The organism is Agrobacterium sp. GW821-FHT14E08 (assembly GCF_058803865.1).
In genome coordinates, this window is sequence record NZ_JBXAPJ010000007.1 from 190,502 (window position 1) to 202,902 (window position 12,401).

A 12,401-nucleotide genomic window follows, 5' to 3' on the forward strand; every position below is an offset into this window, starting at 1 on the left:
GTCAGGCGCTCCGCGCAATGCTGGGGGAGGAAAGGCTGCTGGAGGAAAGGTCGCGGGCAATGGCGATGATGTCGGTCAGGCAAAGCCTGCGCCTTGTGGCGGTCACGTCCTTTTCCGGGAAATCGTTACGGAAATGGCCGCCGCGCGATTCCGTGCGCAGGGCCGCGAAGACGGCGATGGCGAGCCCGACAATGGCGGGATCGGAGGCCGGGCCATTCTGTTTGGCGAGCGGCAGAAGATCGCGGATCGCCTCGGTCAACCCGGCTTCATGTCTTGCTATGCCGAGATGGCGGGAGACGATTGGCCTGACGATAGATGGGTCTGCGGCCGAAAGAACAGGCGTCGCGAATGGTGTGACGGTCGCCACCGGTTTCGATGTCGACTGGCCGGCAATATCTTGCGCCGCGCGCATGCCCATGGCGGCCGCTTCCAGCAGGGAGTTGCTGGCGAGCCGGTTGGCCCCGTGAAGGCCCGTACAGGCGGTTTCGCCCGCAACCCAGAGGCCCGGCACGGAACTGCGGCCATTCCCGTCAGTGGCGACACCGCCCATGTGATAATGTACGGCGGGACGGACCGGAACCAGCTCGCAAGCGGGGTCTATTCCGGCCTCGCGGCAGAGCAGGTCTATCGAGGGAAAGCGCGAAGCAAAACCGTTGCCGAGCGCCTTTCGGGCATCGAGAAAGACCCTGCCACCCCGCAGGATTTCCCGGTCGATGGCGCGGGCGACAATATCGCGGGAAGCAAGCTCGGCACCCGGGACGGCCGCCATGAAACGTTCGCCGTTTTCATTGAGAAGCAGCGCGCCTTCGCCCCGCACCGCCTCGCTGACCAGCGCCAGCGGCCGCCGGGGGGAGGAAAGAGCCGTCGGGTGGAACTGGACGAATTCCATATCGGCAAGGACGGCGCCAGCGCGCGCGGCAAGCATGATGCCCTGTCCATAATTGCCGGAAGGATTGGTCGTCGCCTCATAAAGCCCGCCGAGTCCGCCCGTTGCGAGAATGACCTTCGTGGCCGGCAGAATAAAATTGCCCTTTTGTCCGGCGCAGACGAGACCGGTCAAGGCCCCGTCTTCCGTCAGCAGCCGGCGCACCTCCGTGCCCTCCAGAACTGCAATGGACGGCGTGTTGAGAGCGGCGGCCGCAAGAGCCCTGACAATGGCCGCGCCCGACCCGTCACCTTCGGCATGGAGGATGCGGCGACGGCTATGGGCGGCTTCCAGTCCAAAGACGAGTTTGCCCTGCGCATCGCGGTCAAAACGGACGCCGGCGCTCTCCAGTGCATCAATGACGGCAGGGGCGGCGGAGACGATGTCCGCGGCCATATCCGTGTCGCAGAGGCCGTCGCCGGCGGCAAGCGTATCGGCGAGATGGAGCGCTGCGCTGTCATCCGCGCCAAGGCTGGCCGCGATGCCGCCCTGCGCCCAGGCGCTGGATGTCTCTCCGCCGAGGGCGCTCCGCGTCAGAAGCAGCACGGGCTGTGGCGCAAGCGTCAGCGCCGCCATCAGGCCCGCTATGCCGCTGCCGACGATGACCGTCCTGCCCGCATATTGCGACAGCGCTTCGCTCATACCGCCAGCATCCTTTCCACCGCGCGGCGGGCCGCGACCGCGATCGCCGGATCGACGGTCACCTCGTGGCGGTTTTCCTCAAGCGCCGTGCGGATATTGCCGAGCGTGATACGCTTCATGTGGGGGCAGAGATTGCAGGGGCGGATGAATTCGACATCCGGGTGATGCACGGCGACATTGTCGCTCATCGAGCACTCCGTCAAAAGCACCACGCGGGCCGGCCGCTCGCGGCTGACATAATCCGACATGACGGCGGTGGAACCGGAAAAATCCGCAGCTTCGACGACATCGGGCGGACATTCCGGATGCGCCAGCACGGTGACGCCCGGATGGCTTTCCCGCAATTCCCTGATGTCATCGGCGGTGAACAGCTCGTGCACCTCGCAATGGCCGCGCCAGGCGATCAGCTCGACACTGGTTTCCCGCGCCACATTCTTCGCCAGATATTCATCCGGCAGCATCAAAACGCGCGGCACGCCGAGCGATTCCACCACCTGGCGGGCATTGCCGGAGGTGCAGCAGATGTCGGAAGCCGCTTTCACTGCCGCCGAGGTATTCACGTAAGTGACAACCGGAACGCCGGGATAGGCCTTGCGCAGAAGCGCTATGTCTTCGGGCGTGATGGAATCGGCGAGCGAACAGCCGGCGGCCATATCCGGAATGAGCACGGTTTTTTCCGGATTGAGCAGTTTTGCCGTCTCGGCCATGAAATGCACGCCGGCCAGAACGATCACATCCGCCTCCACCTCCATCGCCTTGCGGGCGAGGGCGAGGCTGTCGCCGACGATATCGGCGACGCCGTGGAAGATTTCCGGCGTCTGGTAATTATGGGCGAGGATGACGGCATTGCGCTTGCGTTTCAGCTCAAGGATCGCCTCCACATCGTCCTGAAAACCCATCCATTCGGCCTTGGGGATGACGCGGCTGACGCGGTCATAAAGGCTTGCGGCAGAAATCTGTTCGTTCACGGCGCTCTCCCATTTATACTCTTTTTGAGTATATCTATGGCAAATAGATATTCTCAATATGAGCATATGTCAATTGCGGGAGAGTGGCAGTTTCGTTCCGGAAAGGGCGCGTTCATCGAGAACCGTCTGGCGGAAGCGGAAAAGCTTTGCCGGGCGGCCGCCGGTTTCGGTCGCCATGTCGCCGGTTTCTTCCACCAGTTGTTGCTGTTCGATCAACCGGCGGAAATTCTGCTTGTGCAGCGTCAGTCCCGCCAGTGCCTCCATGGCGCGCTGTAATTGCAGCAGGGTGAAGGCATCGGCCATCAGCTCGAAAACTACAGGCCGGTATTTGATCTTGGCTCTCAGCCGGGCGATGCCGGTGGCGAGGATGCGGCGGTGATCGGCAAACATGGGTGTGCCGAAATTGATCCGGGGTTCGCCCTGGGCTTCCTCGACCAATCCCGCCTCATAGAGCAATTCGTAGCGCTGCAGGGTGAGTTCCTCGTTCCAGCCGCCACCGTCGAGGCCGAAGGTGAAATCGGCACGCAAATGGCGCTGGCTTTTGCAGGCTGGATCGGAGTCCGCCCATGCGCGCAGCCTGTCGATGATGGTGTCCAGAACTGCTGGCCGGCCCTGACGGTGGTCCTCCCACGGAAAATATTCGTACCAGCCATGCCACAGGGGGCGTCCATTGCCGGACGATTCCTGCTCCCGAACCAGCCCGAGATAACCGATCGAAATGGTTCTGCCGCCCGGAATGTCGTTGTTCCGGTCGCGGTCGGCGAAGGTGTAGAGTTGCTCGAGATAACCGACGGGGTGATGCGTCTGTTCGTGGATCCATTCCCGCAGCCCGCTCTGAAGCGTTCTGTGCCCGAATTCGAACGGCCCTGAAGGAAGGGCAGCGCCCGCCCGCACGGTCATTACCCGCGGCTCATCTCCGGTAATGGCGGTGACGACGGCAATGAGTTCGGCATGGGCAAGCCCGATGGTCACGGCGACTCCTGTTGCAGGTTGCGATTTCAACCTTCTTTGGCACAGGAAGAGCGGTTCGCCAACAAGCGGACCAAAAGTGCTGCCGGTATTCGCGTAAATCCTAAAATAATGTCCTGTTAGACGAAAGGACGAATTCCTGTGGTTAGTCGCGTATATTTTGTTATGTTATAAAAATGTTATAAGCATTCTAATAGTGTAGAAAGCCGATGTTGGAAGATATATCTCTAGAAGAGACGCTTATTGGCTATTATACGTGGAATATCGGACAGAATCTGGTTTATCTGGATGCTGTGGCCGCTCGTGTGCGGGATTTTTCCTTCGATGAGGCGTCCGGCGGCATTCCGGTGGAAGCGTTCATTGCCCAGGTCGAGATTAACGCTCGGGCGAGGGTGGCAAGGGCGGTCCATAATTCGCTGACGCGCGGTGAGTTTTATGACCAGGAGTACCGGATCGGGCTGAGGTCCGGCGGCTTTCGCTGGTTGCGGACGACAGGCAGGGTGATCCATGACTGCGACGGCGTTCCGATGATGGCAATGGGCACGGTGCGCGAGGTTGCCGCCCGCAAGGTCTTGTTGATGTAATCCCCGCCCCCCGGCGGCGAATTCATATTTTATTGTTTTGATGTTTCGGTGACATGATCCGGCAGGTCGCAGCTTTGCTTTTTCAGATCACGCTGGTCGTGAGCCTCGGTGTCGCGGGCATCCGTATCGCCTCGCTCGTGAACGGCGAGGCCGGATATGCGACGGCAGGCCTTGCCGCCAACACGGAAATGCTGTGGACGACCTCACCGGTGCGGGTCGATCCTCGTCGCCAAAACTATGAACGCATCCCGACGCCGCCCGATCTCTATCCCCTCAAAATGCATGCGGATCAGCGCCTGCGCGTGGTTGCCAGCAACCGCTTCACTTTCAAGGGGCAGGAATTCCGGCTGGCGGGCGTGGAGGAAGTCGACCGCAACCGGGTCTGCACGGGTTCCGATGGCCGCCGTTATGCCTGCGGCCTGAACGCTTTCAAGGCACTGGAGAACCGGTTGCGCGGGAGATATCTCGAATGCCGCGTGGTGGAGGAGGGTGCCGCTGCCCGTTCTGTCGAATGCCGGATCAACGGACAGGATGTGCGGGCGTTATTGCAATAGGCGATCGAGAGGGGTTGCCACAAGGTGGGTGAAAGTGATTGCCTGAAAACGAGATTTGCAGGTTCTGGGAAATTTGGTGGAGCTAAGCGGGATCGAACCGCTGACCTCTTGCATGCCATGCAAGCGCTCTCCCAGCTGAGCTATAGCCCCATAAGGGTTCCGGCATTTCTTCCGGTTCCGGGAACCGAAGCGGCTGTTGTTCCGTTCGGTGGCGGCTTACTACTTCGGCTAATCGAAGAGTGCAAGCACAAAAAACAGCCCGGCTTCATTTTTTTGTCGCCGGGCTGATTTATTCAATAGGATCAAGCTTCTTCGTCGTCGCCCGTTACGCCTATGATGCCGGACATGTCGTCATCATCATCGTCTTCGTCGGCTTCGAGGAAGGTGTCGTCATCGTCGTCGATTTCCACGTCGTCGTCGTCGCCCATATCCGGGATCTCGTCGCCGCTGTTGTCTCCGTCGGCGTCTTCCAGCGATACGAGTTCGACTTCCGTGTTTTCGGTATCGACTTCCGCCACTTCCTCTTCTTCAGCCTGCTCCATCTTGGCCTGGGCGGTGCTTTCCTCAAAGAAGGAGAGCGGCCAGGACTTGCCGGTATAGGGAGAAACGACCGGGTCGCGGTTCAGATCGTAGAACTTCTTGCCGGTATCGGGGTCGGTGCGCTTGGTACCAAGTTCCGCTTTTGCCACTGTCTAAGCCTCAAATTGTCGAATGAGTTTCGGTGTGTACGCCGTAAAACCGGCATAGACGGTAAAATTTCTAGCCGGTCCCCTTAATCGTTGCGGTCTTTCGTGTCAAAGACAAACTTCGGATGTCGTCTTCCCTTGCCGCAAGCTGTATGCGGGGATGCTCATAAATATCGGGAAACATCCCGTACTCCATATTGTATCAATGACCAATGCACAGGCAGAAAGCTTCATGACCTTCACGATCGCCATAGACGGGCCGGCTGCGGCGGGCAAAGGCACCTTGTCACGCAAGATTGCGCAGACCTATGGTTTCCATCATCTCGATACCGGGCTGACCTACAGGGCGACGGCCAAGGCGCTTCTTGATGCCGGCCTGCCGCTCGATGATGAGGCCATCGCTGAAAAAGTGGCGCTGGAACTCGATCTTGCCGGCCTCGACCGCTCTGTCCTTTCCCGGCACGATATCGGCGAAGCGGCTTCGAAGATTGCGGTCATGACGCCGGTAAGGCGGGCGCTGGTCAAGGCGCAGCAGCGTTTTGCGTTAAAGGAGCCGGGCACGGTTCTGGATGGCCGTGATATCGGGACGGTGGTGTGCCCGGATGCGCCGGTGAAGCTTTACGTTACCGCTTCGCCCGACGTCAGGGCGCGGCGGCGTTATGATGAAATCCTCGCCAATGGCAGCGTTGCGGATTATCATGCCATTTTCGCTGAAGTGAAAAAACGCGACGAGCGCGACATGGGCCGCGCCGACAGCCCGTTGAAGCCGGCTGAAGACGCGCACTTGCTAGATACGTCGGAAATGAGTATAGAGGCGGCGTTTCAGGCCGCGCGGACGATCATCGACGCCGCCCTGGAGAGATAGGTTTCTCGCGGAACGGCTTTCTGCCGTCTGCGTTTAGTCCGGAATTGCCCGAAGACATGTCCTTGCGCCGGAAAGCCTTTTAAAAGGCGGGCATGGGGTCGGGTATCAACAACACTAGCCCACCGGCGCTTTTGTATTCGCCATTGCGCGGATGCAATCAGGAGATTTCATGTCAGTATCTACCCCCACGCGCGAAGATTTCGCAGCGCTTCTCGAAGAATCCTTTGCCTCCAACGATCTTGCCGAAGGCTATGTTGCCAAGGGTATCGTAACGGCAATCGAGAAGGACGTTGCCATCGTCGACGTCGGCCTCAAGGTTGAAGGCCGCGTACCGTTGAAGGAATTCGGCGCGAAGTCCAAGGACGGCACGCTGAAGGTCGGCGACGAAGTCGAAGTTTACGTCGAGCGCATCGAAAACGCTCTCGGCGAAGCCGTTCTGTCGCGCGAGAAGGCTCGCCGCGAAGAAAGCTGGGTCAAGCTCGAAGCCAAGTTCGAAGCTGGCGAGCGCGTCGAAGGCGTTATCTTCAACCAAGTCAAGGGTGGTTTCACCGTCGATCTGGACGGCGCTGTTGCCTTCCTTCCGCGTTCGCAGGTCGACATCCGTCCGATCCGCGACGTTACCCCGCTGATGCACAACCCGCAGCCCTTCGAAATCCTCAAGATGGACAAGCGTCGCGGCAACATCGTTGTTTCGCGCCGTACGGTTCTCGAAGAGTCGCGTGCCGAGCAGCGTTCTGAAATCGTTCAGAACCTCGAAGAAGGCCAGGTTGTTGACGGCGTTGTCAAGAACATCACCGATTACGGTGCGTTCGTTGACCTCGGCGGCATCGACGGCCTGCTGCACGTTACCGACATGGCATGGCGCCGCGTCAACCATCCTTCGGAAATCCTCAACATTGGCCAGCAGGTCAAGGTTCAGATCATCCGCATCAACCAGGAAACCCACCGTATCTCGCTCGGCATGAAGCAGCTCGAGTCCGATCCGTGGGATGGCATCTCCGCCAAGTACCCGGTTGGCAAGAAGATCTCCGGTACGGTCACGAACATCACCGACTACGGTGCATTCGTCGAGCTGGAGCCGGGCATCGAAGGCCTGATCCACATTTCCGAAATGTCCTGGACCAAGAAGAACGTACATCCCGGCAAGATCCTGTCCACGAGCCAGGAAGTCGACGTTGTCGTTCTCGAAGTCGATCCGTCCAAGCGCCGTATCTCGCTCGGCCTCAAGCAGACGCTGGAAAACCCGTGGCAGGCATTTGCCTACAGCCATCCGGCCGGCACTGAAGTTGAGGGCGAAGTCAAGAACAAGACTGAATTCGGTCTGTTCATCGGCCTCGAAGGCGATGTCGACGGCATGGTTCACCTGTCGGATCTCGACTGGAACCGTCCGGGCGAGCAGGTCATCGAAGAATACAACAAGGGTGACGTCGTCAAGGCTGTCGTTCTTGACGTTGACGTCGAGAAGGAACGCATCTCGCTCGGCATCAAGCAGCTCGGCAAGGATTCCGTCGGCGAAGCTGCGACATCCGGCGATTTGCGCAAGAACGCCGTTGTTTCGTGCGAAGTCATCGCCGTCAACGACGGTGGCGTGGAAGTGAAGCTCGTCAACCACGAGGACATCACCTCCTTCATCCGCCGCAACGATCTCGCACGCGATCGCGACGATCAGCGTCCGGAGCGCTTCTCGGTCGGTCAGGTTTTCGACGCCCGCGTCGTCAACTTCTCCAAGAAGGACCGCAAGGTCATGCTTTCGATCAAGGCGCTGGAAATCGCTGAAGAGAAGGAAGCCGTCGCACAGTTCGGTTCGTCCGACTCGGGCGCTTCGCTCGGCGACATCCTCGGCGCGGCTCTGAAGAACCGCGGCGAATAATCGCTTCGATCCTTTGAAAATGAAGAACCCGCCGGAATTTCCGGCGGGTTTTTTATTGGGTTTATTGTCCGCGTCAGGAATGGAAGAGCGACGCGGTGCTCAGAGCATGCCGCTCATCCGCAGATAATAGTTTTCAGCGCTGTCATCGGAAGCTGCTTCCAGCTCGTCGGTCTCGTCGTTGGCGGCGACACGTTCTTCGGCTTCGTCCTGAGCGCCAGGATTTTCATCCTCCGGTTCGCCTTCCGCCTCCTCCTCGGAAAACGGCCCGCTTCCGCGATGCGGACTTTCCGATTCGTGATCGTCTTCCGCCGGGGGATAGGCGACAAGTGGTAGCGGCGTGCCTTCTTTCGCAAGAGCCGCCGCGATCAGCGATTGCGACGTCGATTGTTCGAGCATCGCCATTCTGGCTTCCGGATCAATGGCGGCGCGGGGAAGGGGCTGGGCTTCGGGCCTATTGGCGATTGTTTCCGTTTCCTCGCCGGACGGGCGGGCGGCGGCCGTTGCCGAAGCGTTTTTTTCGGCAGGCTGTTCTTCCGGCTGCTGTGGCGGAATGCCCGGTGGAGTGGCGGCGGGCTGGGGCGTGGCTGTTGCCCTGGCAGGAAGTTTGCCGGTCAGGGCGGCAAGCAGCAGGTTTTCCATATCCCGGGCATCGCCTGCAGGCTGGCCGGATGGCTGGAGCAGGGCCGCCCGTGCGTCCTTCTGTTCGGCCTTCACCACGTCCCGAAGCGGCAAGGCAGGGCGCGCTTCGACATTTTCTGCCCGTGGGGATTTTGCCGAATGGGTCTCCGCCGGTGCGGTCCCTTCCTTTGCCATGGTTCCCGTTTGCAGTTGAGGCGGACGTGCCGCGCTTTCGGCCTTTCCGTCCGCTCTTGCCGCTTCGGGTGAAGAATCGGGCAGGTCGGCGGGTGAGGCAGGAAGATTGCTCCGCAGGTCCGGCAATGCGGCCTGTGCCGTGGCCATGGCTTTTACCGCCGCGGCACCAAGGGCCGGCAGGCCGATGAATTGGGACAGGAGCCTGCCGGTTGTCTGCGCATTTGACAGTTGCGCAGCCGTAGCTGCATTCGGGCGGCTTTCCGCGTTCTGGCCTTGGGGTGTCTGGGCCTTCGGTTGTGGCGGCTGCGCGGGTGTTGGATTGGCCGAATTATTCTGCTGATAGGAAGAGACGACCGCCTTTGCGGCAAGATCCATTCCCTTGTAGCGGGAAAGCTCGATCAGAAGTGCAAGGCGTGCGGCATCCGGTCCCGTTGGCTGTTTCAGGATTTCGGCCAGCATTGAAAGGCTCAATCCCTGCAGGACCTTTGCGACCTGCTGCTCCAGTGCCAGACGCTGCGGGGCGGGCAAGGCGCGAATGGCGTCCGTCAGGCGCACCACGTAGGCCTGAATGGCTTCGCCGTCCTGCCTTGGCAGATTCATCAGCTTGCCGAGCGTTTCCGCCAGAATGGCGGTGCTGCGGGAAAGCTGAAATTCGCTGGCGAGAGAGGCGATCGCGGCTCTGGCAAAAAGACTGCTGCCATTGCCAGAAGCAGCATTGCTTGCCTGTGGCTGCGCGACCTCTTTCTGCTGCCCGCGCGGTGTCGGTGTGGCTGAGGCTCCATAGGCGGCATCGGCGGCCGGAATTTTCGGTACAGGCGGTAACATGCTGCGCTCCGTTCCTATCGATTACCGCCGCTGGCTGCGAAAGGGCCCTCCTGGCTCTCTGATCCGCATTTGGCTGTATGTTGAAAGATTGCCGCGCCGGTGATGTACAGGTGTCATCTCGCCCGCTCATGCGGGAGCGCCGTGCGCGCCACCGGCCCGAATGCCAGCTGTTGTCGGAGCACACAGAATCATCAAGCCGAAGCTTGACCTGCAGATATTAAGATTTGGCTAACCACGGGCAGTGCCGTTCACTGGCATCGTCAGGGAGAAACGCCGATGAACATGCGGTAAAGCCCGTTATCGTCGGAATTGACCGATGAAATGTGATCCGGGTCGCTGACCGTCTGATCCAGAGCCTCCGGCGGCATCGCATCGAGCCAGCTCGCCTTTGGAAAGCTTCTCTCCGGACGGATATCTTCAGGGGTGATGAGGTTATCTTCCTCGACCGGCGCGACAAAAACAACGTCATCCGGGACAAGCGACGGGGCAGCCATGGAGAGCAGCGTCTGCGCCGCATTCTGTTCGGCATCGTGACTGGCGGTGCCGGATATGCCTGAAATATCGGACATGTCTGAACTCACATCATGTTTCGCTCAAGTGACTATGGGAAGCAGCAATCATGCCGCCTTTTTCTTCAGCAGTTCATAAAGGCCATTGTCGTCGATCGAGATCGGCAGAATGGTGTCTCGGGCATCCTCGATAACGGCCTGCGCATCGAGCAGTTTTTCGGCGTCGTCTTCCGCTTCAGCTGGCGACGCAGGTGCATCCTTGCCTGCAGCTTCGTTATCGTTTTCAGGAGGAGCAGGTTCAGCGGCCGGCGTGGCGGCAAGTACGGAAATCAGGGCCATTTCCGAAGAAATATCGACTGGACCCTGCCCGCCTGCTGCGTCCGTTTTTTCATCGGCGGATGCGTCCAGATGTTCTTTGACGACATCCTGCAATTCCTGCACATCTTCAAGCTTGCCCTGCGCATCGCGGGTCTGGATATCCTGTTCCCGCTCGGCGGCAACTTCCGCATCGTTGATCTCGCCGATGCGATTTTTCCCGCGCTCAGCCTGCAATTCTTCCTTGCTCTTCGGGTCTGCGACATCCTCCAGGCGCTGGATGACCTTCAGCGTCTCCCGTGTCATGAAGCGCGTACCCTGCGCCTGCTCGTTCAGCGCATCCTTGACGGCGCGCGCGGCATCGCCATAAGGGTTGGCGATGGCGGCGATCATCTGTTGTGCCGAAACGCCGAGTTCCTTGAGACCCGTGGATTCTTCCAGATCATCGACGGTTCGGGGCAGGGTGGCGCGGGCCGCCATGATGGCCTTCGACAGCTGCTCGCCGAAATCCTCTTCCTTGCCTGACAGGCCGGCGCCTGCGGCGATACGTGCGGCAAGGGCGGCCATGGGATCTGTCTTGGCGCCGACGCCGTTGTTCAGTACGTCCAGGACCTGCGCTTCCGAGACACCGAAGGATGTCAGGGAAATCTTCGTGGCTTTTCCCTGTGCATCGGTTTTTTCGAAATTTTCGGTCAGGGTCAGCGCGTCCTGAAGCCTCTGCGCGAAAGAGGTGTTCGATTCATTGGCTTCCTGGGTGATGCCGAGGGCGGAGGAGAAGCGGGAAACAAGCGAGGCGAAGGGATCCGCGTCCGGCTTCATGATGCCGAACAGATAGGCGCTTATCTTTTCATTGGCGACACGCTGGCTTTCGTCCGGCTGCGGCTGCGTCTTGACCGCGTCATCCTTTTGGGTGCCGTTTGCCTTTTCCTGCTCTTCGCGCTGGCGTTCCTCGATGGTCTCGACCATCGACCGCATGATGTCGCTGACTGCAATGCCTGCCGTCTGCTGTAGCGGAGTAATCATCTGGAAAGTCCCCGGCCGCCCAAAGTTGCGGCCGAGAATAGGCAGTTCTGGTAAATCAGTGCTTAAACAATCTGCGCGAACGCTCAGCTATGGGCGAAAATATCCGTTTCTTCCCAGCCGAGGAGGTCGAGCTTCGCGCGGGTCGGCAGAAAGGCGAAACAGGCATCGGCGTGATCGAGGCGGCCGTCGCGGATAAGGCGGGCTGTCAGCTTGTCGCGCAGCGCATGCAGGTAAAGCACGTCGGAGGCGGCATATTCAAGCTGCGCGGGCGACAGGGTTTCCGCTGCCCAGTCCGATGATTGCTGCGCTTTGGAAATATCAATTTCCAGCATTTCCTTCAGATTGTCCTTCAGCCCATGCCGGTCCGTATAGGTGCGGGTCAGGCGCGAGGCGATCTTGGTGCAGAAAACCGGCGTGGTCGTCACACCGAAGGTGTGGAACAGAACGGCGATGTCAAAACGGCCATAATGAAAGATCTTCTGGCGGGCGGGATCGGCAAGCATCCGGACGAGGTTCGGCGCCTCCTTCTGGCCGGCGGCGATGCGGATGACGTCTGCCGTGCCGTCGCCCGGCGAAAGCTGGACGACGCAGAGGCGGTCACGGCGCGGCACCAGTCCCAGCGTTTCCGTGTCGATGGCGATGGCGCCGGTATAACGTGCGGCATCTTCGGCGGAAATATCGCCTTCGTGGTAACGGATGGGTGCGGCCATGTCTTGCTCCAGGAATTTCCAGTTCGTTGCTCCGGCTATAACGGAAAGAGCGGTCGGACGATACCGTTTTATAGGCCCGTCCAAGGTCCTTCGCGCGCCTCTTGGCACTTGCCTTTGCGAAAGTCCCCGGGTTAGGTTCGGGA

The 12,401-nt window shown here is 60.0% G+C and carries 12 protein-coding genes and 1 tRNA gene; 4 read left to right on the forward strand and 9 right to left on the reverse strand.

Annotated elements, in window-relative coordinates:
• Position 1: 1 nt before the first annotated feature.
• The 3 genes from AC1ROR_RS22110 to AC1ROR_RS22120 form a co-directional block, all read right to left on the reverse strand.
• A complete protein-coding gene (locus AC1ROR_RS22110) occupies positions 2-1,567 on the reverse strand; it encodes an L-aspartate oxidase (protein WP_498590757.1) in 1,566 nt (521 codons plus the stop codon).
• A complete protein-coding gene (nadA, locus tag AC1ROR_RS22115; RefSeq protein WP_003498416.1) occupies positions 1,564-2,535 on the reverse strand; it encodes a quinolinate synthase NadA in 972 nt (323 codons plus the stop codon). Before nadA ends, AC1ROR_RS22110 begins: the two co-directional genes overlap by 4 nt.
• Positions 2,536-2,604: 69 nt before the next feature.
• A complete protein-coding gene (locus AC1ROR_RS22120) occupies positions 2,605-3,507 on the reverse strand; it encodes an NUDIX hydrolase (RefSeq protein WP_498590758.1) in 903 nt (300 codons plus the stop codon).
• A 206-nt stretch (positions 3,508-3,713) separates the two neighbouring features.
• Here AC1ROR_RS22120 and AC1ROR_RS22125 point away from each other — a divergent pair, with 206 nt between their 5' ends.
• Both AC1ROR_RS22125 and AC1ROR_RS22130 read left to right on the forward strand, forming a co-directional pair.
• Positions 3,714-4,088, forward strand: coding sequence for a PAS domain-containing protein (locus AC1ROR_RS22125; protein WP_035223642.1), 375 nt, complete (start codon positions 3,714-3,716; stop codon positions 4,086-4,088).
• A 53-nt stretch (positions 4,089-4,141) separates the two neighbouring features.
• Positions 4,142-4,642 (forward strand): hypothetical protein, encoded by a 501-nt coding sequence (locus tag AC1ROR_RS22130; protein WP_080839005.1) that lies wholly within the window; start codon positions 4,142-4,144, stop codon positions 4,640-4,642.
• A 74-nt stretch (positions 4,643-4,716) separates the two neighbouring features.
• Here AC1ROR_RS22130 and AC1ROR_RS22135 read toward each other — a convergent pair.
• Positions 4,717-4,792: transfer RNA gene (locus AC1ROR_RS22135), tRNA-Ala, on the reverse strand.
• 152 nt (positions 4,793-4,944) lie between these two features.
• Positions 4,945-5,331 carry a TIGR02300 family protein gene (locus AC1ROR_RS22140; protein ID WP_035223640.1) on the reverse strand — a complete coding sequence of 129 codons (387 nt, stop codon included), beginning with the start codon at positions 5,329-5,331 and terminating at the stop codon, positions 4,945-4,947.
• Positions 5,332-5,533: 202 nt separating this feature from the next.
• Between AC1ROR_RS22140 and cmk the strand changes: the two genes are divergently transcribed.
• Together cmk and rpsA are read left to right on the forward strand one after the other, a co-directional pair.
• Positions 5,534-6,193, forward strand: a complete 660-nt coding sequence (cmk, locus tag AC1ROR_RS22145; protein ID WP_167377606.1) for a (d)CMP kinase — start codon at positions 5,534-5,536, stop codon at positions 6,191-6,193.
• Between the two features lie 169 nt (positions 6,194-6,362).
• Entirely contained in the window at positions 6,363-8,063 is a 1,701-nt protein-coding gene (rpsA, locus tag AC1ROR_RS22150) for a 30S ribosomal protein S1 (RefSeq protein WP_035223636.1), read from the forward strand.
• A gap of 99 nt (positions 8,064-8,162) precedes the next feature.
• Here rpsA and AC1ROR_RS22155 read toward each other — a convergent pair whose 3' ends face one another.
• The 4 genes from AC1ROR_RS22155 to AC1ROR_RS22170 form a co-directional block, all read right to left on the reverse strand.
• Complete coding sequence (locus AC1ROR_RS22155; RefSeq protein ID WP_498590759.1) at positions 8,163-9,701, reverse strand: hypothetical protein; 1,539 nt, start codon at positions 9,699-9,701, stop codon at positions 8,163-8,165.
• A 260-nt stretch (positions 9,702-9,961) separates the two neighbouring features.
• Complete coding sequence (locus tag AC1ROR_RS22160) at positions 9,962-10,270, reverse strand: hypothetical protein (RefSeq protein ID WP_142173463.1); 309 nt, start codon at positions 10,268-10,270, stop codon at positions 9,962-9,964.
• A 48-nt stretch (positions 10,271-10,318) separates the two neighbouring features.
• The gene (locus AC1ROR_RS22165) at positions 10,319-11,548 is read right to left on the reverse strand and encodes a hypothetical protein (RefSeq protein WP_498590760.1); all 1,230 of its coding nucleotides are present in this window, start codon (positions 11,546-11,548) and stop codon (positions 10,319-10,321) included.
• An 83-nt stretch (positions 11,549-11,631) separates the two neighbouring features.
• On the reverse strand, positions 11,632-12,258 hold the full coding sequence (locus tag AC1ROR_RS22170; RefSeq protein ID WP_035223625.1) for a ribonuclease D: 627 nt from the start codon (positions 12,256-12,258) through the stop codon (positions 11,632-11,634).
• Positions 12,259-12,401 lie beyond the last annotated feature (143 nt).